The following is a 26313-nucleotide window of genomic DNA, read 5'->3' on the forward strand; positions in this document are numbered from 1 at the left end:
GCCATGACACTAGTCACGCAGATAATAACAGGTTCAAGGGAATATATTGTGGAGACGAGTTTAAGCTTTGACATTAGATGTTTATTATTGTATATTAGGTTAAACGCTTTACTATGTGATTATTGTCCTATTTTTCAGTTTAATCCATTTATTATTATAATTAATTTTAGAAATACATATATAAGATATTAATAATGAACGTGTAAGGTTCACTAGTTTTATTTAATTTGAAAAATACGTGATAATATGGACAACTCGCTCAATAATTTAATGTTTAATAATTGGGGAAAATCCGGTCCTATTAAAGAAGATAAAAATAGTTACCACTTACTTGCATATCATTGTTTAGATGTTGCAGCTGTTGGAACTCTATTATTGGAAAAAGACAAGCTTTTGGCAAAAAGAATTACAGAATTAACAGGCCTTAATAAGGAAGAAACTCAATCTCTGATTCCCCTTCTTCTAACTCTTCATGATTTAGGAAAATTTTCAGAAAGGTTTCAAAACCTTAAGCCAGATCTGTTAAAAAAACTACGTCATCATGGAAGTAACAGAGCCTATATACTGCGGCATGATAGTATGGGATTTTTCATATGGAATTCCATATGGAAGAGAATATGGGATGAAGATTGTCTTAATTTAAATAATCTGAATTACGACATATATGATTGGACTATAGCAATTGAACCATTGATAAAAGCAGTTACTGGTCATCATGGGAAACCTCCTGAATATGAAATCCATGGAGTTCCTGTAAACTGCAAAGAACTTTTCACGGAAGAAGATACTGAGATTGCTTATATTTTCGTAAAAAGTGTACTCCAGTTGTTTTCAGGCACAGACTTCAATGCTGCAATAAGAGATGACGACAGCGGAGATCCTTTTGAGAATCTGATATTAAAATTCAAAAAATCATCCTGGTTACTTGCAGGTCTTACTGTATTGTGTGACTGGATAGGGTCCAATAACAATTATTTTAAATATGTTTCTGAGCCAATGCCACTTAAGGAATACTGGAACAGGTATGCGCTTAAAAGCGCTAAGGAAGCCCTATATGACTCTGGAGTTTTGCCTTCTACAGTTTCTTTGAATACAGGAATGGAAGTTCTGTTCCCAAAGATTAAAACTCCAAGTCCACTGCAGTTACATGTATCTTCGTGTCCTATAGAAAAGATTCCTCAACTTTTCATAATCGAAGAAGCAACAGGAAATGGAAAAACTGAAGCTTCATTAACTCTTGCACATAGACTGATGTCAGTGGAGCTTGCTAATGGTATATTTATTGCACTACCAACTATGGCAACATCCAATGCGATGTATGAAAGGCTGGTAAGGACCTACAGAAATTTTTTCCAGGAAAATTCAGACCCTTCTCTAGTGTTAGCTCACAGCAGTAACTATCTTTCTGATGAATTTCGGACTTCAATAGGTTTTAGCGAAGTAGAAGAGCTTAAACAATACAGCAGGATTGGAACCACAGAAGATGAAACGATCTCTGCCCAGTGCAGCAGATGGATTGCAGACAGCCGAAAAAAGGCGCTATTAGCTGATGTAGGAGTAGGAACTGTAGATCAGGCTATAATGGCAGTTCTTCCTACATATCACCAGTCCCTTCGAATCCTTGGCTTGACTCGCAGTATACTGATAGTTGACGAAGTTCATGCCTATGATTCATACATGAACACTTTATTATGTAAATTACTTGAACTTCATGCCTCTTTAGGGGGCAGCGCAATTTTGCTCTCTGCAACTATTCCTGCAAAACTCAGACAGAGATTGGCAGATAGCTTTTGCAAAGGATTAGGAGTAGCCTGCGGAAGTCTGAAAGAAACAGCTTATCCGCTCCTGACTCATGTAAGTGAGATGGATGCAGAAGAAATTCAAATTGGCACTCGCGAAGGAACTGGAAGAACAATCTATGTAGAATTTTTCAATGAACAGGCTTCAGTCGAAGAAAAGATTGTTAATACCTCAAAAGAAGGCAAGTGTGTTTGCTGGATAAGAAATACTGTCGACGATGCAGTTGATGCTTATGAAAAACTCGTAAATGTACTGGGAGAAGAAAAAGTAGATCTTTTCCATGCTCGTTTTGTCATGGGCGAGCGCTTAGAAATCGAGAATAGGGTTTTGAAGACTTTTGGAAAAGAATCCAATGAATCTACACGCAAAGGAAAAATCCTGATCTCAACTCAGGTAATAGAACAATCATTGGACCTTGATTTTGATTATATGATAAGTGACCTTGCACCTATCGATCTGCTAATCCAAAGAGTCGGGAGACTCCAACGGCACTCAAAACATGGTAGTCAGAGAGTGCCCATATTTGGTATTTTTGCTCCAGAGCTTACCGAAAATCCACAGGAAAACTGGTATGCTGACTTTTTCCCTAAAGCTGCCTTCGTATACCCTAACCATGGTAAACTCTGGCTTACAGCTCGTCTGCTAGCGGAAAAAGGACAATTTACTGTCCCTGAAGATTTGCGCTTTCTAATTGAGGGTGTTTTTGGAGAACATTCGATAGAAAAAGTTGCTCCAAATTTAAGGATATGGGAAGATAAAGCGGAAGGAGAATCAAGGGCAAAAATTGACGCGGCTAATTTGAATTCATTGGATTTTCATGAAGAGTACAAAAGGACACTTACTCAGTGGGTTGATGATCTTATAACGCCAACAAGGCTTGGTGAAGAAACACTATTAGTTAGACTTACAAAGTGGGATGGAAAACATCTTATTCCTTTCTTTAAAGATGAGCGTTATTCCTGGGAACTAAGCCAGGTAAGTGTAAGAAAAAGCAAGATTAAAAAAGCTAAAAGTTATGAAAAAACACTGGAAGTTGAAGTCAAAAAAGCATTGGATTCAATGCCGGACAAAGGAAAGTGGTCTATACTTGTCCCAATGCTCCCAGCAGGTAACAATGAATGGGCAGGTATTGCTGTAGATGAATACAATCATGAAGTAAAGGTACGCTATAAACAGAAAATGGGCTTAAGTGTAGAAAAGTAAAAAGGAGGGAAAAACATCGCATTTAATCTAATTCATGAAAAATGGATACCAGTCCAAAAAAAGGACGGAACAGAAGAAACTATTGCACCCTGGCAGCTTACTGAAGGCCTCGAATCAGAAAACCCAATTGTGGAATTGGCATTTTCTCGTCCCGATTTTAATGGAGCACTTATACAGTTTCTTATAGGCCTTGTGCAAACAACAATGCCTCCGAAGGATGAAAGAGCCTGGAAAAATGTGTTGATGAATCCACCGTCTCCAAAAGTCTTGAAAAACGCCTTTGAAAAAGTGGCTCATGCTTTTGATCTTGATGGAAATGAAGCACGTTTTATGCAGGATTATGAGCTTAAGGTTGAAGATTTCAAGAAAAAGGACGAAGTCCATATTGAAATGCTCTTGCTTGAGAGCCAGGGAAGAGACCTATTTATTAAGAGCGGAACTGTAAAACAGATTTGTAGGCCTTGTCTTGCCATGGCTCTGTTTACATTACAAACAAATGCACCTGAAGGAGGCAGGGGACATCGTACATCATTAAGAGGAAGGGGACCACTAACGACAATAGTTGGAGGAAAATATCTCTGGCAAACAGTCTGGTTAAATATTATTGAAAGTGAGGAATTTAATAATGAAAAACACGGAAACTCCATGAAAACTAATGATGCCGATATTTTTCCCTGGATGGCGCCAACATGTACAAGTGAAAATGGAAATGAGATTTTTCTTTCCAACGTAAATCCTGCCCGGGTTTTCTGGGCTATGCCTAGAAGAATTGTGGTAGATTATCCACAAGATGAAAAAGACTGCGTATGTGATATTTGTGGACGTAGAATAAAAAATCCGGTAAGCAGTTATTTTACCAAATCATATGGAGAAGCATATGGAGCATTATGGAGGCATCCACTTACTCCTTACTACAACAGTAAAGATCGAAAATTTCCCTATCATGTGAACGAAGGTGGAATAACTTACAAGTACTGGCCTGGATTTGTTTTTAATAATAGTGAAATCGGAGAAAATGCCTTAACGATTCATAAATTCCATGAACGAAAATTAAAACTTTCATACATAGATTCCTTTTTTAAACATGAGCCTCGAATTTGGTTTTTCGGATATGATATCCATAAAAATATTCTTACAAGATGCTGGTATGAAGGGCAAATGCCCTTAATTACGGTAGAAGAGAATTTTAAACTAGATTACGAGCAAACAACAATACAACTGGTAAAAATCTCTGAGTATATTTTGAATAATATAAAGAGTTGCATAAAACTTGCAATTTTTGATCCAGATCATAAAGTAACTGGAAGCTTTTCTTTCATAGAAAGTCGATTCTGGAAAGATACAGAACCCGAATTTTATAACATTCTCTATGAATTGCATACAATAATACTTAATGGAGAAAATAAAGCTGAAACAAAGCTGAAATGGTTGAATTATATGTCAAGGAAAGCTGTGGATTTGTTTGATGAATATTCCCAGTCAGATTTCATAGGAATTGCAAACCCTAAGCGCATAGCAGATGCCCGCAGAGACCTTCTCAAATACAATTCTAAAAACGGAAAAAAAGTAAAGGAGATTTTAGATTTGCCTCTTAAGAATCCAACAAAATGATAAATACAGGTGATCCAGATTGGAAAATAAGAACACGATATCCTTTTCCAACCCCGAAATCCGCCAGATATTTCTTGAGTGGTGGGAAAATCTTGATGAAAGTCGGGGTAAGAGAGCAGAGTTAAGACACAGTCATAATATTAATGAAGTTGCATTTACTCCTTCTTTTCATAGTCTGAGAAAAGAGCTAAGCCGATTCAGAATAAACCAAGAAGCATTAGCTGCAATAGCTGGTGTTCTTTCTCATGTAAAAAGCAATGATACGAATTCAAGTCTTCCAGCCCAAATGGCGACACCTAAACTCGGAAGTAAGAAAGCTGCTGTAAGCGACCTCCGATTTAGAAGACTGCTCACGATAGAAGACAGAAATGAGCTATTTATAACAATGATACGCATAGTCCGGCTTTTAGATGGACGTGTAAATATTTTCGATCTTGCAAAAAGCATTTACTTTTGGAATGAGCGCACAAAGAAGCGATTGGCTTACAAATATTATGAAAATATACCTGTTGAAAAGAAAAAGTAAATTATTCAAAAATATAAGGAGGAAAATTAATTGACAGACTTTATACAGTTGCATGTACTTACGTCGTACCCGCCTTCAAACCTTAACAGGGATGACCTTGGAAGGCCAAAAACTGCAGTCATGGGCGGGACTCAGCGCCTGAGAATCTCTTCGCAAAGCTTGAAAAGAGCCTGGAGGGCTTCGGATATTTTTAAAGAAGCGCTTTCAGGTCATGTAGGTATCAGAACAAAAGAAATGGGAAATTTTGTGTACAAGGCCCTAAAAACTGGTGTAAAATTGACTGATATTCTTGAAGGAAAATCTGAGTTTTCAACTACATATCCAAAAATGGAGGAAAAGAAAGCTGGAGAAATTTCAAAACAGATTGCATCAGTTTTTGGAAAATTGAAAAAAGAAGGATTTGAAATAGAACAGCTTGCTCACTTCAGTCCTGAAGAAATAGGGACTATTGAGAAGTTAATTATAGACCTTTCACAAAGCGGCAGGGAATTAACGGAAGAAGATAAAAATATTTTGAGAAAGAGTAACACTGCCGTTGATATTGCAATGTTTGGAAGGATGCTTGCAGCTAATACTCAGTATAACGTGGAAGCTGCGGTGCAGGTTTCCCATGCAATAACAGTCCATAAAGTTGCGGTCGAAGATGATTTCTTTACGGCAGTAGACGACCTCAATAACGGAGAAGAAGACATGGGTTCTGGACACCTAGGAGAAACCGAGTTCGCAGCAGGACTGTTTTATATTTATATATGCATAAACCGTGATTTACTCAAAGAGAATCTAGGAGAAGATGAGGAACTCACTAAAAAAGCACTCCAAGCTTTTACAGAATCGGCTTTAACAGTTTCACCTACTGGAAAACAAAATAGCTTTGCTTCAAGAGCTTATGCCTCGTATGTATTGGCAGAAAAAGGAAAACAGCAGCCGCGTTCACTTTCGGTTGCATTCCTGAAAGCACTAGAAGAAAAAGATCTCCTTGCTAGTGCCATAAAAGAACTCAATAGTACCCATGAGAAAATTGAGAGTGTTTACGGAAAATGCTGTGAAAACAAAACTGAAATGAACGCTTACACAGGAGAAGGGTCACTCCAAGAGATTTTGAAGTTCGTAGCAGAGTAAAGCCAGCTGAAAGGTGAAATTATGAAAAAATATCTTCTCTTTCGGCTTTACGGACCACTTGCTTCCTGGGGAGACATAGCTGTAGGGACACATAGGCCTTCATATGACCATCCTTCAAAATCGTCGGTGATGGGACTTCTTGCAGCGGCAATTGGTATCAGAAGGAGTGAAGACGATAAACACAGGAAACTTGCAGAAGCCTATAACTTTGCCGTGCTTGTGAATTATCCGGGAACTTTTTTGAGGGATTATCACACAGCACAGATTCCTTCGACCAGTTCAATAAAAAAGCAGAAATATATCCTTTCCCGAAAAGATGAGCTTTCAGTTGAGAAAGAGGAATTAATAGCAGTTCTTTCTACAAGAGACTATTATAGTGACTCATTATATACGATTGCTATCTGGGCAAAAGAAAAATGCCCTGAAGATTGTCCCTATTCTTTGGAATTGATTGAAAACAAATTAAAAGAGCCTGAGTTTGTCTTATATCTGGGAAGAAAGTCCTGTCCTCCAGCTCTGCCTGTAGAAGCTCAAATAGTTAGTGGAGAAAGTCTAAAAGAAGCTCTCGAAAAAGCTGAGTTTAAGTGTGAAGCATTTCTCAAGTTACTGAAAAAAACAGGACAATTAAGGCTTTACTGGGAAGGCGAAGAGGACGGATTTATGCCAGTCCATACAGTTACGCGCAGAGATCTTACTCTGAGCCGAAAAAGGTGGCAGTTTGCTGATAGAAAAGAACACTATACGATGTTGGAATTGGGGGAATAAAATGTATCTAAGTAAAGCAAACTTAAAACCTGATGTTGTGACAAATAAAGAGTTCTGGAAGCTTTCCAGAGATTTTGGAGATAGTTACAGGGTTCACCGTATCATATGGTCGCTATTTGCAAGTAATCCTGAAAAACAAAGGGATTTTTTGTACAGGCAGGATGAAAAAAACGGTTTTCCTTTATTTTATATTTTGTCGGAGCAAGAACCTGAAGCAAATGTAGATTTATGGCAAATAGAATCAAAGGAATACGAACCTCTGCTTTCCACAGGCCAAAGGCTCATTTTTTCATTGAGAGCTAATCCTATTGTAACAAGATGGAATGAGGATGAAAAGGGAGAACCTCATCAGCATCGTCATGATGTTGTGATGGACGCAAAGACCAGAATGGAAAAAGAAGTTATTCCAAAAAACAAGAGACCTCAAGTTCCTGAAATAGTCCAGAAAGAGGGATTTGAATGGCTCAGAAAAAAAGGAGACAATAATGGTTTTGAAGTAGAGGAAGGGCAGGTAATAGCTACAGGTTATCGATGTAATAGGTTCTTTAAGCCTAAAGATAAAAATCGTGGGGTAAAAGGGAAACACAGTGTAAATATAAGTACCATTGATTTTTCGGGGATATTAACTGTAACAGATCCTGAATCTCTAACAAATGCACTTTACAAAGGGATTGGCCCCGCAAAAAGTTTTGGATGTGGACTAATGCTTATCCGCCCTGCAAGTGAGAATTTACTGTGATGGGGACTTACCAGCATGCTACCAAAACTGAAACCTATTACGATAAAGGAGAGATTTTCCCTTTTGTTTCTTGAGAAGGGAGAGCTCGATGTTATAGATGGAGCCTTTGTCCTTGTGGATAAAAACGGCGTCCGAACTCAGATTCCTGTTGGGGGAATTGCATGCCTGATGCTTGAACCGGGAAGCAGGGTATCGCATGCAGCGGCAGTTCTTGCAGCGCAGGTAGGCTGCCTCCTGATCTGGGTTGGGGAAGCTGGAGTCAGGCTTTATTCTGCCGGTCAGCCGGGAGGGGCAAGGGCGGATCGTTTGCTTTACCAGGCACAGCTTGCCCTGAACGACGAGGCACGAAGAAAAGTTGTTAGAAAAATGTATGAGATGCGTTTTAATGAAAAACTCTCGGAGAGCTACAGCGTAGAACAAATGAGGGGGATAGAAGGATCAAGGGTAAGAAAACTTTATGAAATTTTGGCGGAGAGAGCCGGGATAAAATGGAACGGACGCTACTATGACTACGCAGATTGGGATACTGGAGATCTGCAAAACAAATGTTTGAGCTCTGCCACGTCCTGCCTTTACGGAGTTACTGAAGCGGCGGTTCTTGCAGCCGGTTATTCGCCTGCAATCGGTTTCATTCATACCGGGAAGCCCAGGTCTTTTATTTATGACATTGCTGATCTTTTTAAATTTGAAACTGTTGTGCCTGTGGCTTTTCAGGTAGCAGCCAAGAATCCTTCAAATCCTGAAAGAGCCGTAAGGATTGCTTGCAGGGACGCCTTCAGGGAAACAAGGCTGCTGAAAAAAATAATCCCGTCCATAGAAGAAGTTTTAGCTGCCGGAGATCTCCCTATTCCTGAAGAGCCTCCTGAATCCCTTCCTCCTGCAATTCCAAATGAAAGGGGACTTAATGATGTTGGTCATCGTCCTTGAAAACACAACACCTCGGTTAAGAGGAAGATTGACTCTCTGGCTTCTGGAAATTAGAGCTGGAGTATATGTAGGAGAGTATTCGATCAAGGTAAGGGACATGATATGGGAGAATGTAGAAGCCGAATTCAATGATGGGAACATTGAAGGAAGCGCAATTATGATCTGGTCCGCAAGAAATGAAATTGGATTTGATTTCAAAATACTCGGAGAAAACCGCAGAATTCCAAGAGAAATGGATGGAATAAAGTTAATATCCTTCATGCCCGAAACTAAAGTAGAAGAGTAAACTAACCGGAGACGTTATGCTTTTTAAATACTTCATTTTTTATATTAAATATATCATAAAGTATGTTTTATATGTTGACGGAATATTTTTTCCGATTCATACTATAAAAGACAAACAGAGTTCCCCACACGCGTGGGGATGAACCGGAGGACAGCACCTGTCACTTCTATAAATGTAAGAGTTCCCCACACGCGTGGGGATGAACCGGCTCGATCAATTGCGCGACGGAGACCGGACTAGAGTTCCCCACACGCGTGGGGATGAACCGACCAGATGGTAAAGGTGGATGGGAGGCTTAAAGAGTTCCCCACACGCGTGGGGATGAACCGAAGGGTACTGTATGGATATTGATACTGGAAAAGAGTTCCCCACACGCGTGGGGATGAACCGAAAAAACTAAAGTGATTTGGTCAAGCGATAAAGAGTTCCCCACACGCGTGGGGATGAACCGGAGTGCTTCTTAGTAAGTATTATGGAGCAATTGAGTTCCCCACACGCGTGGGGATGAACCGTAAACCCACACGTGAAGGGGTGGAAAGCAGGAGAGTTCCCCACACGCGTGGGGATGAACCGGTATAAAGGCAAGTATGAGAATTCCGTTCTTTGAGTTCCCCACACGCGTGGGGATGAACCGACGTATTGAGCCAGGGTAATTCCCCGGAATTCGAGTTCCCCACACGCGTGGGGATGAACCGTACTCCACCACTGAAATCGTGGGAGCATATGAGAGTTCCCCACACGCGTGGGGATGAACCGATGCTCCGGCGGCAGTTGCACAATTTGATCCAGAGTTCCCCACACGCGTGGGGATGAACCGCTTTCACCGTCTAGGAAACCATCTGCGTCTCCGAGTTCCCCACACGCGTGGGGATGAACCGCTTTAACATTATAGAATCCCACTTGTTTTCCTGAGTTCCCCACACGCGTGGGGATGAACCGGTACTCGTCGCCATTTGCGAGACAGTAAGATAGAGTTCCCCACACGCGTGGGGATGAACCGTAGCCCAGTTAGTACTTCCTCCGGAAATTATAGAGTTCCCCACACGCGTGGGGATGAACCGTAGAGAATATAAAAGAGGCTTTAAAAGAGTCTGAGTTCCCCACACGCGTGGGGATGAACCGATCCCGGCGTTGTCGCTGTAGATCCAATTGCCGAGTTCCCCACACGCGTGGGGATGAACCGGCGTGTTATATTGGAATCGGGAGTGTTTAACGGCGTTCCCCACACGCGTGGGGATGAACCGGAAGTGGACCATATGTGGCTATTAGATCAGTAGAGTTCCCCACACGCGTGGGGATGAACCGCTAGAAGTTTGGAATTATTCCCTGAAGCAATAGAGTTCCCCACACGCGTGGGGATGAACCGGTAGAAATCTATGGTTTTGAGATCGACGGGAAGAGTTCCCCACACGCGTGGGGATGAACCGTATACGAGGTTCTAAATGACATCTAAACGACGAGTTCCCCACACGCGTGGGGATGAACCGTTAAAAGAATATCCCAATAGTCGCCGGGTTGTGAGTTCCCCACACGCGTGGGGATGAACCGTTAAAAGAATATCCCAATAGTCGCCGGGTTGTGAGTTCCCCACACGCGTGGGGATGAACCGTATACACAACAAACGCTATTCTGTATAAGTTAGAGTTCCCCACACGCGTGGGGATGAACCGCTGAAAATAATTACTCTACAGGGAACCTTGCTGAGTTCCCCACACGCGTGGGGATGAACCGACGTAACTGTAATCGTTCCTCAGGGAAAACTCGAGTTCCCCACACGCGTGGGGATGAACCGGTGAGAAACTACAGCAGCACCTATCTTAGCATGAGTTCCCCACACGCGTGGGGATGAACCGTGATACGTCATCCTCAAACGCTGGTTTTGAATGAGTTCCCCACACGCGTGGGGATGAACCGGCTGCTTCTATTTTCACATCCCAACCGTTAGCGAGTTCCCCACACGCGTGGGGATGAACCGATGAGCGAGTGCAATAGGACAGCATGAACAATGAGTTCCCCACACGCGTGGGGATGAACCGATGTGCTTATAACTGAAAAATTAATAGAGGGTGAGTTCCCCACACGCGTGGGGATGAACCGATTTGGCTTGTAATTGTTGTGGATGTGATGAGGAGTTCCCCACACGCGTGGGGATGAACCGTTTTAGCTTAAAATAGTAGTATAAAACTAAAAATGAAATATATCTATTAAAAAAGATAAACTTTAATCTTATAGTAAAAAAGACTACAAATCAATCTAAAGTTTGCAGAGCTTTCGTTATACTGCCACAAAAGAAACAATGGCCTTATTTTATAATTTTCCTTCTTCAATAGCTTGTAATCTCTTTTGGAATTCCTCTGCTATCATTAATTTCCCTTCGATTAATTCTACAGTTCCGACGCTCTAAAATAACAGCATGCCCTTTCGGGTGTGCCTCTCGCCAGGCCTCCGGCGATTCAGGATCCCAATAAGGAATATCTTCCTCAGGGTAATAGATAAATACCTTAATAGCCCTGCTACCTTCAAGATCAAAACTCTTTTCTAAGTCTTCAAGACGTTTTTTAAAACATGCAGGAAAAAACATTTAAACCCATACCTCCATCCACTTCAATTCTTTCAATTGAATCCATTATAGCGCTACGTGTCATCACAAAAACGCCCTGATCAGATACTCCACTAACAGCATGTTTAATATATTTTTTCTATAGGAAAATTCTTGTTCATGATAGCTGAAGACATTAATTTTACCATAATTTTCGGACTTTCACAGCTAATTTTAATGTGCCTGCTATCTTTTAGGATAATGTGTAACACACAACTTTCAGCAAGAGATTCTAAGGTTTACAGCTGCTTTTCTAAATCTCTTAAGAATCTCCTTCAGTCGTCTCAAAAATGGGACTATAAATAGTACTAACACCTTGTGTTTGTGAATTCTCAAGAGCTTCAAGTCTCTTTTTAAACTCATCTAACTCAGTGTCTTTCAGAATCGCATTCTGAGCCTGTAAAGCTTGTATCAGTGCTCTTATGTAACCTAATTTTATGTTATCTCCATCTTGCGGCCTGAACCTTTTTACACTAATCCTTTTTTTGAGATTTTCAATGAGTTCAGCATTGGTCTTAAGCAACGATTCCCTAGAGGAAAATAGTAAGGAATTTTGAAGTTTATTGTTATCGGTTTTCATAATTCCTCTTTATATTCTAGTGGTTCTTGTCTGACACGTTTATACTATCATATTTTTTAAAGGCTTTATACTTTTAAATAAATTTTAATCAACACTATTTATAGAGTATATTTTTGCATTTTAAGCATTGAAGGGAAAAAATTTAGGAGATGATCTTTACTTCCATCCCCTTTCTTTGAGTCTTTCAGCTTCATAAAGCACTCTCTGATATCCTAGCCTTTGTCCATATTCGGGTATCTCTTTATTGAAACTCTCAACAAATTTATTAATGTCATTCACAGTTGATTTGTATTTCGACTTTGCATAGTTTATTAATGCAATTTTCACAAGACCAACAACTTCATATATATTTTGATCCTCACTATAGCTTACAAATGGCTCATAAACTTTTTCGCTATCGAGTGAACTATTTTGGCTCAATGACTCACATGGCTCACATTCTAAAAAGTGATGTGAATCGTTATCGTTTACCTCATTTTTGGCTAATGACTCACAAACCACAGGATTTGACAGCGAAGGATTAAAAATAAAATTTTGCTCTGTAGACTCTTGGGAAATGTATAAATTATCTATTGCATCATCAGTCCCTCTCTCCGTAGAATATGTGATTTTATTAGTATTATCAGTATTTTCACGTATACCGCTATCGTTTAAATGACTCACATTCAATTGTGAGTCATTGTGAGTCATGAGGGTATTTTCGGTAGTATTAGCCATAAATTCTGATGTAAGTCTAACAGCTTTTTCCTTATCTATGGTACAAACTGGCTGATATAGCTTAGAGGTAATTGTGAAAAGGTCTCCTTTATATTCGCAAAACTTGTTTCGGCATGACTTAGCCCTATTGCCTCCGTTACCGGTCTCGGTGTCGGTTTCCACATAACTTGAGAGCCCTTTAACTTTTCCTAGTAACCCCTCGCTGTATCTATCTCTTCCTTCTATTGTGTATCTAAGGCTCGTTGCCTTGATTCCAGTTTTTTCCTGAAGGTCTCGATAGCTAATTTTGCAGCCCGAAGCTGCCTGGATAGCCTTCATGATCTCAATTTCTTTTCCGTTTAGATTTGTAGCGTTGCTGACAGCTGTTCCTTTATAGATTTTTTTAGCTCTCTCGAAATCTTCGATATCTGCGATAAGGTAGCCATTTATAATTTTCCGTTGCCTGTGTTTGAAAACGACTACTGATAGCAAAAGGTCAAGGAATTTATCCCAGTTTCTTCGGTGTTCTTTATCGTTCCATGTTATCGCGTCAACGAAAGGCACGAGAACGTAGTACTCTTTTTCGAATATCATTTCAAAAATTGCCCTGCAAATAAGAATATCATCATCAATAGCTGTGTCAGGTAGACGCACTCTTTTTTTCTGATTTTCATGAACTCTGTTGTCCTGCTCTCCGCTCTCATCTGTATCCCCAAAGAAAAAACGAGTTTCTAATTGTTCATCTTGCATACTACCCACAGAAGAGAACCAAAAAGTTACACGCTTTCGAATTTTGAGGGGTTTTTTCTCTAAATTTGCTGTTAGAGTGATGTAGACAGTTTCTTCTTGAAATGAAGAAGTTGCAGATCTCAGTAAAGGAATGATTTCATTGGTAAGGTTCACATCATCGGTGTAAATGATAGTTCCTTCCTTGATATCATCATCATAAAAAAGAGCCTTTGATGAAAACGCACCAGTAATAAGTTTCCAAGAGGGTAAGAGTTCCTTCATCTGTATAAATACATCACTTTTTCCCGATCCGGTCGCCCCACTCGGTTTCTGGTGCATTCCCAGTTTAGCATTTAGAATCTGAGTGCAGGTAGCCGAACACAAGAGATTTTCCCCAATATTGGTATCTCCTGCATGCAATTTATTCCATGTTCTTAGTATGAAATCAAAAGGGTCACCACTGTCTAAAATATCGTTTGCATTTGCAATTACTTCAGCTGGGTACCTGCTTAATCTATCTTGGCTGGATACTTTCCCGTCAGTTTCAACATTTTCCCTTAAGATCTGTTGCTGTACTTTTCTCTTTTTTGACAGACCTTCATTCATAACCTCTTTATCTCTGAGTCTAGATTCTCTTACCTCGGCAACTGTTGTTTTTATGTCCTTTTGCTTGAGTCTAAACTTTTCCATTACTTCATTATTAACAAAGAGCTCCCATTCTGCTTGCTCCATCCCTTTAAGCTCATTTGAGATGAAAGTCTTGAGGGCTCTAAGCCTTTCTAAGCTCGTTGCATTCGCTGGTATTACTTGTTGATTTAACTTATAGGGCCATAAGCTAACACTTGAATCCATAAGCCCTTTGAAGTCTTCCGGGCTGTGATCCTTCATATAGTCAGCAATATCAATTTTATCAACACCTTCAGGTTTAGGCAGTTCTATCAGTCTGACCTCGATCTCTGTACTTTCAAGTGCTTCAGCTGTATTAAGGGCACCTTTTAAACCCGCCTTGTTTGTCTCGTTATCGTTACAAATATAAACTCGCTTAAGTCCCTTTGTGAGGCTTATTAACTTGAGGTGATCTTTCTCTCTGAACTGCACTGTAACCGGAGAAATGCAAGGAAGGCCAGCCTGTAACATTGCTATGCAATCGGCTACACCTTCCGTAATAATGCAATACTCTGCGCCTCTCAGGCTGTCTTCACCATAAAAATAAGAGTTCTGAACTACAGGGCTTACATATTCATGCTCTTTTTTGTGAACCAAGAGTTTTTTGTATTTCATCCTTTTTTCGCATTCAGCCTCCGGGGTTTCACCTGTTTTCCTACCAATCAAGTAAACAACTTTCCCGTTTTTCCAGTAAGGAAATATTATTCTACCTTTGAAGACTTCCCCGCCTATAATTCCATTATTGACATAAACAAGTCCTGATTTTTTAAGGGTTGTTTTATCCAAGTCTGTTAAATCTCCGCCTGCTGTAGCATAACCGATTTTGAGCTTGTCCACTGTTTCCCGGGTAATCCCCCATTTTTGAAAAATATAATCGTAAAGCACAGGAGTTATGTTTTTATGATAAATTTCTGCAGTTTCGGTATAGATATTATGAATATCAGCCTTTTCTTTCGCTGCATCCCTTTCCTGCTCTGTCATCTCTTCGAGTTCCACGCCTGCCAGATCTGCAGCTATCTTGAGGACTTTAGGAAAGTCGGCCCCGCGTACATCGAGTCCATTAATGTTTCCTATCCAGTCGTATACATCACCTCCTTGTTTATTTTTAAAATCGTACCATGTCTGTTGTTTCTGGTTTACTTTTAGACTTTCTCCGCTACTTCCTGCTTCTCCAACGGTTCCCGCATATCCATCTCCCCCTATATGATGTAGATCTATATCTCGCCCTATCACATCAACGATATCAAGAAGGCTTTTAACCTCTACTTTATCCCGGCTGTAAGTGAAGGGCATTTTAAACCCTCCCAGGAGATCTGTCATTAGGCCTTCTTTCAAAAATGTTCTCAATTTTACATAATCGCCTTTTTTTGTTTGGGATTGTACCCTTTGAAACAAGCTGATAGTAAAGCTGTCTGAGAATGAGCTTGTAACCCATTTGCTTATATCTAACAGCGATTGTTTCAATAGTATTAGGCATCTTGAGTTTTTGCGAGCTGAGGTTGACTGGAACAAAAGCTCGTTTCATTTTCAGCCTCCTCGAAGAGTCTTCACATTTTGAGTTATACGCTTGATTGTACTCAGCCTAAAGTAACAAGTACTGCAATCATCGTAACCGAGAAATTTTGAAAGATCAGGTTCTTCCCCCCAATCGAAATTAGTTGGTGAACTATCTGAAGTCAGCCTAAAGTAACAAGTACTACAATCATTATAAGCTAGAAATTTTGAAAGATCAGATTCATCTCCGTAGACTGAGAAACAGTCAAAAAATTGTGAGAGGTCAGGCTCAGAAGGGAACAAATCAGAATTAATCAAATTTCTCGGGTTTGTAGAACAGTTGTCTAAGCGATTAAAATTAATGCCGGACTTGTTAAGCTCCTGGACAAAGGCGTTTAGGGATTTTGAAACTATGATTGTACTTACTGGGTTGAAATTATCTGTTTTAGTCATTTGGTAATCATCCCAGCATACTTTTTTATTAAAACTCCTATCGCACGCTCAAAAGGATCTGAAGAGTTTTCCAAAAAATCTACCGCTTCTTTTTTGGTTTCATAAGTCTGCTGCGCCCATATGGCAAAATCTTTATCTCTTAATGTCTTATTTTCCATTGCGTGCACCTCTTCTTAGTTGTCTTGGTGTTACGCTCCCGGTTCCCTCAGAGTCTTGGCGGGCCTGTGGAACCGTGGATATTTTCAAGCTGTTGTCCTCAAGCAGTTCAATGTTAACGGAACTGCTCTGACCGAGATTTGCATTTTTTACCCACATTGTAGGTAACGGTACTAAAAAACTGTAATTAGTTTTCTGAATTTTTCTTTCACCGATTTTTAAATTCATATTTAATTCCTTCAATTAGTTTTGTGGCTCTTTTTTTCGTAGTTTTAAAATCATTTTTAAAACCCTCGAAAACATATACGTCCATGTTTCTATATATAGTGAATCTGAGATTTTTCATTATAAATTACATATGTTTTTAGATTTTCAGTAACAAGATACTATTTAATTACAGACTAAAAAGTATATTATAGCATATGTTTAAATACTCACTAAACTTATGATAGTACATGGTTAAGAAGAAAGGAGCTATCTCTAAGGAAAGTGGAATAAAGCCAGACATCATAACATATATTCTCTCAAAAAGAGGACTTGTTAAGGAACTGGAGATTAGAGAATACTTAGATGAAAAGTACAAAAAACTAGAAAAGTACAAAAATATAGAAAAATACAGAATAGTAGATCAGGGTAACGTTAACAGACACCTACATTACTTACTTGAAGAACTCGGTTGTATTGAATTAACTCCTCCTGTTAAGAAGGGTCTTTCTAACCATTGGAATATAGAAAAGCTTAAAAACTTGAAGCAGATTCGTAAGAATTTTCCCGAAATAAAAATGAATAATTATGAAAAGCCTTTAATGATAGTCCTTCAAAAATCGGGTCACAGCATAAGTACTTTTGAGGGGCTTATTATTTATATTCAGTTGCTTTTGTCGGCTTCTTTTTTTAACATGTACATGGAAGCAGATATTAAAATGCTATACCCTAGAGTCAAGAAAAGTTACCAGTGTGTTAAAGGCTTTTACAGGTACCCGCTTATGGATGATGTTCTGAATAAGTGCTACAGTTTATATATTAACCGCAACCAGAGAATTGAAATGTCGAAAGAAGAATTCCGGAAAAGGATAGATGAAATGGCTAGGGAAGACACCGAATGTTACTCGCCAGAACTGCTTTTGGATATGTGGGAAAAGAGATTTCCTGGAATTTCAAAAGAGTCGTTCTTAAAAACATGGGAAGGACATCCCCCTGGAAAGCCGACAGAAATCCCGGAAGGAATATATCTGAATATAAGAGACGAAGATTTGGAAAGATACATGAACTGTTTGGTGGGTTTGAATAAACAGGAACAGTGGGATCTTGATACGGTGTTTTACGATATGCTTCAAGAACACTTTCTTATTCACGATATGTTAAATAACGTTGACACCAATGATGAAGTGGAATTTGCGAGAAAAACGAAAAAAATTCTTGTGAACTACTCCAGGCATCAAAATGATGAAGAAAAAGTTCAATTAGAGTCTGACTACCTGAAATTTGCAAGTGAGATTGTAGTTAAATATAAGCAGCCATCGATTTTTGGCAAAACTTATAACAACCCTGATGATGCATACCAAGCTTTAGAAAAGTTTTACCATGGAGAGTTTAAATCTTCGTCCTTACATTCTAAATAACTGGGATAAATATAATTATTGTTTTTCGGTGGATTTCTTATAAGATTTAGAAGCTCCAACATTGTAGCAGTGTCAGCCTGTCCCAATACTTCAGTTTTTAAGTCCTGCAATACTACGATAAGTTTGTGATCCAGAACCATGGAACAGGTAAAGCAATATTTGGCACCTACTGGGTTTTTTGTCTTACACCTAGGACACTCAATGGGTTTTAATATTTTCTCTTTTTCCCTAATATCGTCATCTATAAAGCCATTCCTTTGAAGAATCTTCTTCTCAATATCTGCACCTGATAAGTGAAGATATGTTGCAGGCATCGAGCTGCTTTTTTCCCAACCGGCGAATATTCTTAATTCCATCTCATTGAAGCCTTGTTTTGCAAGATCAGTTAATCTCCCATGCCTGAAAGCGTGAGGATGCACTTTCTTATTTATACCTGCTTTTTTTGCCAGTCCTATTAGAAGAGTATTAACACTTTGAGGATCAAGGCGTTTGAACTGCCCACCTTGCTTCCGATCTGTAACAAATAGAGGAGCCTGAGAGTTATCCCTATCTGGATGCTGATTAAGCCATAGCTGCAGGTCTGGTACCGAATCAATTAGCCTAATTCTTCTCATACCTGTTTTGCCTGATACGATGAGAACCGCGCCATATTTGTCAAATGAAGCATGTTTTATATTGAGCCCCAAAATTTCTCCTATTCTAGCACCTGAATCCCATAATAACATTACAAGGGCTCTATTCCTTTGCGTGTTTGCAGAATCTACAAGGGATTTAACATCCTCGGGAAAAATAAGCTCGTCTACAGGCAAATTATTTTTAGGTTGCTTCGTTTTGATATTTTCGAAAAGATTTTCAGGTATATTATTGTCCCTGCGTAGGAAATTGTAAAGGTTTCGGATAGCGATAAAATTGTTGTGCGTTGTGGTCTGACTTACTATCTGTCTTCTGTGAAGGAAATAGTCTTCAATTTCACATTTAGTAAGTTCAGTGAACGGTTTGTTATTAAAGAAATCCTTAAGAGGGACAAACTGCCAGAATTCTCCCTTTATAGTAGTTTCTTTTTTACCCGCAAGCCTGCAATATTTCTTGTATTGTTCGATTAACTCAGCGTTTTTTCCTTCAAATTCAGGATAATTTTTGACCACATTCCACACTCCATTAATTCTGCTTATAATAATAAATTGGAGTGCATTGTATATTATCCTAAGTCTTCTCGCGTAAATATAAGAAGACTCAAGATCTGTTCGTGCAGACGTTCAGGGGTTCGAATCCCTTCTCCCGCACTATTTTTAGCTCTTCGTTATTTTGTGTGGATATCCTCATAACGTACTCATAAAAACCAATGCGGTTTTGAATTGAAAATCATCTTATCCATAGGGAATGACTAAGAGCCTTTTTACTCTATCTATTTGGTTTGGGAATGATTGAAATATAATTTCAAATTTTCAGTTTGGGGATTGATCTCTAATTCCATTATCCCAAATAATCATTTTTGCAACAAAGACCCTTGATATTATATTTGACTCATTCCTTAGTGAAACAAATATCATATGACTTCATCAGTAATCCCTCCTCGTTTTAGAATATCTTACTGAAAAAATCAGCACGTAAGCAGGAAATTTTTTACCAAGGTTAAAAAGCTAATTCAAAACATTTATTTTTACTAACTGTTATAATATAAACTGTATAATATCATTCAAAAGAAAAATCGTGATTTAAGATAGTGAAACTTACCCCCCTTAATGTGAAAATTCGTAAAAAAGAGCAAAAGTTAAAAATAAACGGGAATAACTGAGTACACGACAAAAAATCACAAAAACACTAGCTGAGAAAGCATAGGATAGACAGTGTATCCCTGAAAAATATGAGAATCATTTCCATGTGCTTGCTCTTTCCATGCATTCCAACCTCATGATTTAGAGGAATAACAATGATCACAGGTGAACTGAAAAACAAAATCGACCGCATATGGGACACTTTCTGGTCCGGCGGCATAGCAAACCCCCTTGAGGTTATCGAACAAATTACCTACCTGCTATTTTTACGGAGGCTGGACGACCTCCAGACGCTTGAAGAAAACAAATCAGTCCGCCTTAAACGCCCTATGGAACGCCACATTTTTCCTGAAGGCAAGGACGAGAAAGGCCGGTCTTACGAAGACCTGCGCTGGTCCCATTTCAAAAATTTTACTCCGGCAGAGATGTTTACAATAGTCAGCGAACATGTCTTCCCCTTCCTGCGGACCCTGGGCGGAGACGACTCAACCTATGCCAAACACATGGAAGGCGCCCGCTTCACTATTCCCACGCCTGCCCTGCTTTCAAGAGTGGTAGACCTTCTTGACGACGTGCCGATGGAAGACCGCGATACCAAAGGAGACCTATACGAGTATATGCTCGGCAAGATAGCATCTGCTGGCCAGAACGGCCAGTTCCGGACCCCGCGCCATATTATCCGCCTGATGGTTGAGCTTACTTCGCCGCAGCCGACAGACATCATATGCGACCCCGCATCCGGGACAGCCGGATTTCTGGTATGCGCGGGCGAACACCTGCGGGAACACTACCCGAATATCCTGCACGACGAGAAGCTGAAACAGCACTTCCACCAGGATATGTTCCACGGCTTCGATTTTGATAACACCATGCTCCGCATAGGCAGCATGAATATGCTCCTGCACGGCGTGGAAAACCCGGACATCCGCTACCGCGACTCTCTTGCCCAGGACTATTCCAGCGACGAGGAAGCTTATACTCTTGTCCTTGCAAATCCTCCTTTTGCCGGCTCGCTGGACTATGAGAGCACTTCGAAGGAACTCCTGAAGGTCGTCAAGACCAAAAAGACCGAACTGCTTTTCGTTGCCCTTTTTATGCGCCTTTTGAAGCCAGGCGGGCGGGCGGCTGTTATCGTTCCTGACGGCGTGCTTTTCGGCTCAAGCAAAGCCCATAAGGAGCTTCGCCGCATGCTTGTCGAGGAGCAGAAGCTTGATGCGGTTGTTTCACTTCCGGGCGGCGTTTTCAAGCCATATGCCGGCGTTTCTACTGCTATCCTCCTTTTCACGAAAACAAATTCAGGAGGCACTGACCATGTCTGGTTCTACGATATGCAGGCCGACGGCTGGAGCCTTGACGATAAAAGGAGCCCGCTTTTGAGCGAGGACAAACTGGGCCCTGTCCCTTCAACCGAGCTTAACGAAGACGAGCACGCCAAAAATAACCTTCCTGACGTCTTTGCCCGCTGGCAGGAACGCAATAACAGCGAACTTAAACGCGCCAGGACCAAGCAGAGTTTCTGCGTGCCAAAAGCGGATATTGCAGCCCAGGGTTACGACCTTTCTCTCAACCGCTACAAGGAAGTTGTGTATGAAGAAGTGGAATACAGGGCTCCGAAAGAAATACTCGAAAGCCTCGCAAAGCTGGAAGTTGAGATTCAGCAGGGGATGAAAGAACTGGAAGGGATGTTGGGATGAGTCCTTGGCCGGCAATAGAACTTAGTAAAGTTGCAGAAATCGCCGCAGGAGGAAGTGCACCACAAAACTCTAATGATTTTTGTAATATTGGGACTCCGTTTGTGCGTGCTGGAAGCCTAAAACCATTGATAGAAGGAGCAGTAGAATCATCACTGGAACTTTTGAGTGAAGATGTAGCTAAGAAGCATCGATTACGCTTATTTCCTGCAGGAAGTGTTTTATTTGCAAAGAGTGGGATGTCAGCCACAAAAGGCCATGTATATCGGCTTATTTCGTCTGCCTATGTTGTAAATCATCTCGCAGCCATAATATGCGGACCTAATCTAGATTCGGGTTATTTACGTCATTGTTTACAAGTTTTTTCACCAACTCGCCTTATTCAAGATGAAGCCTATCCTTCTATCCGGCTAAGTAACATTGCATCGATGAAAATTCCCCTCCCTCACTTGGAAGAACAAAAAAGAATTGCAGATATTCTGGACCGTGCGGAGGCTATCCGAGCTAAACGTAGAACCTCCCTCGATCAGCTCGATGAGCTAACTCAAGCTATTTTTATAGATATGTTCGGCGGTCATGCAATGAAGGAATGGCCAGTAACAACTGTTGCCAGCGTGGCTCATCCAGGTAAAGGCTCTATACGTACAGGTCCATTTGGAAGCCAATTGTTGCATAGTGAATTTGTAGATGAAGGAATAGCTGTACTCGGTATTGATAACGCTGTTTCCAATGAATTTCAATGGGGAGCGCGACGCTTTATCAGTGAAGCAAAATACAAGGAACTAAAGCGATATACTGTCCGGCCAGGTGATGTTCTAATAACAATAATGGGTACGTGTGGTCGATGTGCAGTAGTGCCAGATGACATTCCTATTGCTATTAACACTAAGCACCTCTGTTGTATCACCCTTAATCAGGAAAAGTGCATACCAATTTATTTGCATGCATATTTTTTACGTCATCCTATTGCACAACACTATCTTGCTCAAACTGCCAAGGGGGCAATAATGGCAGGGCTAAACATGGAGATCATTAAAAAAATGCCGATTTCTATTCCTCCTCTAATTCTCCAAAAAGAATTCGCCAGTCGTGTAGAAGCAATTAACAAGATAAAAACTTCACACAAAAACTCGCTGGCAGACCTTGATGAGCTTTTTGCCTCTCTTCAGTACCGGGCTTTCAGGGGTGAACTGAGTATGATTCCTAAAACTAATGAACAAAGTTTCGAAGGAATAAAGATATGACCAATTTTGCCTTTCTCGAAGCCGAATGGCCTTCTTTGTATGAGGCAGCCGAAAAAGCCTCAAATGCGGTTTATCCTGACCCTCGCACTGCCTGTTTTTACGCTCGCAGGGCTCTGGAACTGGCTGTGCAGTGGATATACAAGTACGATTATTCACTACTCCTGCCGTATCAGGAAAATTTGAGTGCTCTCATTCATGAGCCTACATTCAAAAAAGTTGCGGGAGAGGCAATCTTCAACAAAGCACGGGTCATTATCCAGCTTGGAAACGAGGCTGTGCACAGCAACAGTTCCATTCAGGCATATGATTCAGTGACAGCCGTGAGTGAACTTTTCCACATAACCTACTGGCTGGCACGCACCTATGCGCGAAAAGAAAAGCCTGACCCCGGGCTGAGCTTCAACCCTGATGACCTGCCGAAAACAACAGTCCCGAAGCAGACAATAGAGCAGCTTCAAAACCTGGAAAACAGCCTCCGGGAAAAAGACGAAAAACTCTCTCTACTTCTGGCCGACAAATCCGCAATGGACGAAGAACTAAAACGCCTGCGTGCCGAAGTTGCAAAGGCAAAAGAAGCTTCAGCCCTGCAGCCGGACACACACGACTATTCCGAAGCTGAGACCCGAAAAAGCCTGATTGACCTCCTGCTTAAAGAGGCAGGCTGGGCCCTTGACAAAGCTCAGGACAGGGAATTTGAAGTCTCAGGCATGCCAAACGAAAGCAGGGTCGGTTTTGTAGACTACGTGCTCTGGGGAGACGACGGAAAGCCCCTTGCCCTCGTTGAAGCAAAGCGCACTACCAGAGACCCGCAGGTCGGCCAGCAGCAGGCAAAACTCTACGCCGACTGCCTGGAAAAACAATTCGGGCAAAGGCCGGTCATCTTCTATTCAAACGGGTACGAAAACTGGATCTGGGACGATTCCAGGTATCCTCCGAGGCAGGTGCAGGGTTTCTACAAAAAATCCGAACTTGAACTCCTTATCCAGCGGAGAAGCAGCCGCAGGTCTCTTTCCGGAGCCAGAATTAACTCAAAAATTGCGGACCGCTACTATCAGAGCCGGGCTATCCGCCGCATAGGAGAATCCTTTGAACAGGACAACGACAGAAAAGCCCTGGTAGTAATGGCAACAGGCGCTGGCAAGACCCGTACAGTCATTGCACTCTGCGACCTTCTCATGCGCTGCAACTGGGTCAAACGCGTGCTTTTCCTGGCCGACAGGGTGGCTCTGGTCAACCAGGCAGTAAACGCCTTCAAGCGGCACCTCCCTGACTCCGCACCTGTAAACCTTGTAACGGAAAAGGACACCGACGGGAGAGTATTCGTTTCAACCTATCCGACAATGATGAAGCAGATCGAAGAAATGAAAAACGGACAGCGCCGCTTTGGGTCCGGGCATTTCGACCTTGTAATTATTGACGAAGCGCACCGTTCGGTTTTCAAGAAGTACAGGGCGATTTTCGACTACTTTGACTCTTTCCTTGTTGGCCTTACGGCAACGCCCAAAAATGAAATTGAACGAAATACCTACAGCCTCTTTGACCTTGAACCCGGCGTTCCCACAGACGCCTACCAGCTCGAAGAAGCTGTAAAAGACGGTTTTCTTGTCCCTCCAAAAGCAGTTTCAGTTCCCCTGAAGTTCCAGCGCCAGGGGATCAATTATGACGAACTCTCAGACGAGGACAAGGAACAGTGGGAATCTCTGGACTGGGGAGACGAGGAAGGCGAAATCCCTGACCGTGTAGAAGCCGATGCCGTCAACAAATGGCTGTTTAACAAAGACACCGTAGACAAAGTGCTGGCTCACCTGATGGAACGGGGCCTGAAAGTCGCTGGCGGTGACCGCTTGGGCAAGACAATCCTCTTTGCAAAAAACCAGGCTCACGCTGAGTATATTGCCGAGCGGTTCAATGCCAGTTATCCGCATTTCAAAGGCGAGTTTGCCCGTGTTATAACTTTCAAGACCGAATACGCCAAGAGCCTGATAGACAATTTCTCTATCAAAGAAAAAGCCCCTCACATTGCCATCTCAGTTGACATGCTCGACACAGGGATCGATGTGCCTGAGGTCGTAAATCTTGTTTTCTTCAAACTGGTGCGTTCCAGGACAAAGTTCTGGCAGATGTTAGGACGCGGTACCCGTCTCTGTCCCGACCTTTTCGAACCCGGAACAGACAAACAGTTCTTTTATCTTTTTGATTACTGCCAGAACCTGGAGTTTTTCAGCCAGAACCCGGAAACCACAGACGGTTCACTGGGAGATTCTCTTGGCACGCGCCTGTTCAAGTCACGTCTTGAATTGCTCTCAGTGCTTGACCAAAAACTTGAATCTGACAGCGATTGCGAAGCCGGTGCCGAGACCTCGGAAATATACGGTGAACCGAAAACGGAAGCCGAAGTCCGCTTTTCGGTTGCCGGAATGCTGCACAGCGAAATTGCCTCAATGAACCTGGACAACTTCGTAGTGCGTCCAAGGAGGAGGCTGGTCGAAAAATACTCAAAACCCGAAGCCTGGATAAAATTATCCAGCGAAGACCTCTCCGAGCTTTCCCATGAAATCGCAGGCCTTCCCTCGGAATTACAACCGGAAGCCGAGGAAGCAAAACGTTTTGATCTCCTGGTCCTGAACCTGCAACTGGCTTTACTGCGTGCCGAACCTGCCTTTGAGCGCCTGAGCAATCAGGTAAGAGAAATTGCCGGCCTCCTTGAAGAAAAATCAGCCATTCCAATGGTACGTGGCCAGATGGCTCTAATTCTTGATGTGCAGACCGATGAATGGTGGGAGAATGTGACAACTCCCATGCTGGAATCGCTTAGGCGGCGCCTCCGAAACCTGGTTAAACTGATCGAAAAACACCACAGAAAGCCAATTTACACTGACTTCAAAGACGAAATTGGCAGCGAAACCGATGTGGAACTACCGGGCTTTGCTGAAGCCGGAGATTTTGAAAAGTTTCGCGCAAAGACCCGGGCCTTCCTCCTGGAACATCAGGACAATACCGTAATCCACAAGCTCCGGATGAATATCCCACTGGCTGCACCCGATCTTGACGAACTGGAACGGATACTCTCTGAAAGCGGGCTGGGAGGGCCGGAAGAAATTGTCCGTGCCAGAGAGGTGTCAAACGGCCTCGGCCTCTTCGTGCGTTCACTCATAGGGCTTGATAGGGAAGCTGCAAAACAATCTCTGGCCACATTCCTTACAGGTAAGACCCTGACTGCAAACCAGATAGAGTTCATAAACCTGATAATTAATCATCTTACCGAACACGGGGCAATGGACGCTGCATTACTTTACGAGTCGCCATTTACCGACCTTACGCCACAGGGCCCAGATGGGCTTTTCACCTCAACTCAAATTGATGAATTGATAGCTACATTGGAACAGATCACGGCAACAGCATTAGTGCCCCCATGCTCGCAACAAATTACGGCTTGAAAATCTTTTGAGATGCTTTGGATAAGTAAGACTTTCAAACAATGGCAGGGAATTTATTCAATGCCCATTTTGAATGAACGGAAAAGGGTTAAACATAAATCACACAATTAACATTATTTAAAAAAGAGTTTTCGGAGTGAGTCGACCAAATTTTGTAACTAGCCGACTGAGTTTACTGCCGATTCAATTTAGTAG

19 protein-coding genes and 1 CRISPR repeat array are annotated in these 26313 nt (G+C 41.5%); of the genes, 12 read left to right on the forward strand and 7 right to left on the reverse strand.

What is annotated here, in order from left to right; genetic code table 11:
- Positions 1 to 270: 270 nt before the first annotated feature.
- The 8 genes from MSKOL_RS09750 to cas2e are packed head-to-tail and all read left to right on the forward strand — an operon-like array spanning position 271 to position 8976.
- A complete protein-coding gene (locus MSKOL_RS09750; RefSeq protein WP_048155704.1) occupies positions 271 to 3003 on the forward strand; it encodes a CRISPR-associated helicase/endonuclease Cas3 in 2733 nt (910 codons plus the stop codon).
- Positions 3004 to 3033: 30 nt separating this feature from the next.
- Positions 3034 to 4614 (forward strand): type I-E CRISPR-associated protein Cse1/CasA, encoded by a 1581-nt coding sequence (gene casA / locus MSKOL_RS09755; RefSeq protein WP_255352000.1) that lies wholly within the window; start codon positions 3034 to 3036, stop codon positions 4612 to 4614.
- Between the two features lie 19 nt (positions 4615 to 4633).
- The gene (casB, locus tag MSKOL_RS09760) at positions 4634 to 5140 is read left to right on the forward strand and encodes a type I-E CRISPR-associated protein Cse2/CasB (RefSeq protein WP_052725405.1); all 507 of its coding nucleotides are present in this window, start codon (positions 4634 to 4636) and stop codon (positions 5138 to 5140) included.
- A 30-nt stretch (positions 5141 to 5170) separates the two neighbouring features.
- Complete coding sequence (cas7e, locus tag MSKOL_RS09765; protein WP_048155710.1) at positions 5171 to 6259, forward strand: type I-E CRISPR-associated protein Cas7/Cse4/CasC; 1089 nt, start codon at positions 5171 to 5173, stop codon at positions 6257 to 6259.
- A 21-nt stretch (positions 6260 to 6280) separates the two neighbouring features.
- Complete coding sequence (gene cas5e, locus MSKOL_RS09770) at positions 6281 to 7024, forward strand: type I-E CRISPR-associated protein Cas5/CasD (RefSeq protein ID WP_048155713.1); 744 nt, start codon at positions 6281 to 6283, stop codon at positions 7022 to 7024.
- Position 7025: 1 nt separating this feature from the next.
- Positions 7026 to 7763: a type I-E CRISPR-associated protein Cas6/Cse3/CasE gene (cas6e, locus tag MSKOL_RS09775; RefSeq protein WP_048155716.1), complete on the forward strand. Its 738-nt coding sequence runs from the start codon at positions 7026 to 7028 to the stop codon at positions 7761 to 7763.
- 15 nt (positions 7764 to 7778) lie between these two features.
- Positions 7779 to 8690, forward strand: a complete 912-nt coding sequence (gene cas1e / locus MSKOL_RS09780) for a type I-E CRISPR-associated endonuclease Cas1e (RefSeq protein WP_048155720.1) — start codon at positions 7779 to 7781, stop codon at positions 8688 to 8690.
- Positions 8668 to 8976, forward strand: a complete 309-nt coding sequence (gene cas2e, locus MSKOL_RS09785) for a type I-E CRISPR-associated endoribonuclease Cas2e (protein WP_231592172.1) — start codon at positions 8668 to 8670, stop codon at positions 8974 to 8976. Before cas1e ends, cas2e begins: the two co-directional genes overlap by 23 nt.
- A 117-nt stretch (positions 8977 to 9093) precedes the next feature.
- Positions 9094 to 11134: a CRISPR direct-repeat array (repeat unit 29 nt; unit sequence GAGTTCCCCACACGCGTGGGGATGAACCG).
- A gap of 165 nt (positions 11135 to 11299) precedes the next feature.
- Here the strand turns inward: cas2e and MSKOL_RS09790 are convergent.
- From MSKOL_RS09790 to MSKOL_RS09815, 6 genes are all read right to left on the reverse strand, one after another.
- Positions 11300 to 11557 carry a hypothetical protein gene (locus tag MSKOL_RS09790; RefSeq protein ID WP_048155727.1) on the reverse strand — a complete coding sequence of 86 codons (258 nt, stop codon included), beginning with the start codon at positions 11555 to 11557 and terminating at the stop codon, positions 11300 to 11302.
- A 280-nt stretch (positions 11558 to 11837) separates the two neighbouring features.
- The gene (locus tag MSKOL_RS09795; RefSeq protein ID WP_048155730.1) at positions 11838 to 12155 is read right to left on the reverse strand and encodes a hypothetical protein; all 318 of its coding nucleotides are present in this window, start codon (positions 12153 to 12155) and stop codon (positions 11838 to 11840) included.
- Positions 12156 to 12311: 156 nt separating this feature from the next.
- Positions 12312 to 15539, reverse strand: coding sequence for a toprim domain-containing protein (locus MSKOL_RS09800; RefSeq protein ID WP_048155733.1), 3228 nt, complete (start codon positions 15537 to 15539; stop codon positions 12312 to 12314).
- A 1-nt stretch (position 15540) separates the two neighbouring features.
- Complete coding sequence (locus tag MSKOL_RS09805) at positions 15541 to 15771, reverse strand: hypothetical protein (protein ID WP_048155734.1); 231 nt, start codon at positions 15769 to 15771, stop codon at positions 15541 to 15543.
- Between the two features lie 418 nt (positions 15772 to 16189).
- Positions 16190 to 16351 carry a hypothetical protein gene (locus MSKOL_RS20125; protein ID WP_156151034.1) on the reverse strand — a complete coding sequence of 54 codons (162 nt, stop codon included), beginning with the start codon at positions 16349 to 16351 and terminating at the stop codon, positions 16190 to 16192.
- Positions 16341 to 16577, reverse strand: coding sequence for a hypothetical protein (locus MSKOL_RS09815; RefSeq protein WP_048155741.1), 237 nt, complete (start codon positions 16575 to 16577; stop codon positions 16341 to 16343). The genes MSKOL_RS20125 and MSKOL_RS09815 overlap by 11 nt, the downstream gene beginning before the upstream one ends.
- A gap of 227 nt (positions 16578 to 16804) precedes the next feature.
- Between MSKOL_RS09815 and MSKOL_RS09820 the strand changes: the two genes are divergently transcribed.
- Positions 16805 to 17971: a hypothetical protein gene (locus tag MSKOL_RS09820; protein WP_048155743.1), complete on the forward strand. Its 1167-nt coding sequence runs from the start codon at positions 16805 to 16807 to the stop codon at positions 17969 to 17971.
- On the opposite strand, the gene MSKOL_RS09825 is transcribed toward MSKOL_RS09820, so the two are convergent.
- Positions 17929 to 19116 (reverse strand): tyrosine-type recombinase/integrase, encoded by a 1188-nt coding sequence (locus MSKOL_RS09825; protein ID WP_048155745.1) that lies wholly within the window; start codon positions 19114 to 19116, stop codon positions 17929 to 17931. The two genes, MSKOL_RS09820 and MSKOL_RS09825, sit on opposite strands and share 43 nt — an antisense overlap.
- A gap of 785 nt (positions 19117 to 19901) precedes the next feature.
- Here MSKOL_RS09825 and MSKOL_RS09830 point away from each other — a divergent pair.
- From MSKOL_RS09830 to MSKOL_RS09840, 3 genes are read left to right on the forward strand one after another with little or no spacing between them, the layout of a single operon-like run.
- A complete protein-coding gene (locus tag MSKOL_RS09830) occupies positions 19902 to 21440 on the forward strand; it encodes a class I SAM-dependent DNA methyltransferase (RefSeq protein ID WP_048155748.1) in 1539 nt (512 codons plus the stop codon).
- Positions 21437 to 22681: a restriction endonuclease subunit S gene (locus tag MSKOL_RS09835; protein ID WP_048155752.1), complete on the forward strand. Its 1245-nt coding sequence runs from the start codon at positions 21437 to 21439 to the stop codon at positions 22679 to 22681. Before MSKOL_RS09830 ends, MSKOL_RS09835 begins: the two co-directional genes overlap by 4 nt.
- The gene (locus MSKOL_RS09840; protein WP_048155754.1) at positions 22678 to 26118 is read left to right on the forward strand and encodes a DEAD/DEAH box helicase family protein; all 3441 of its coding nucleotides are present in this window, start codon (positions 22678 to 22680) and stop codon (positions 26116 to 26118) included. The genes MSKOL_RS09835 and MSKOL_RS09840 overlap by 4 nt, the downstream gene beginning before the upstream one ends.
- The last annotated feature ends 195 nt before the right edge of the window (positions 26119 to 26313 follow it).

Source organism: Methanosarcina sp. Kolksee (assembly GCF_000969945.1).
GTDB lineage: Archaea > Halobacteriota > Methanosarcinia > Methanosarcinales > Methanosarcinaceae > Methanosarcina > Methanosarcina vacuolata.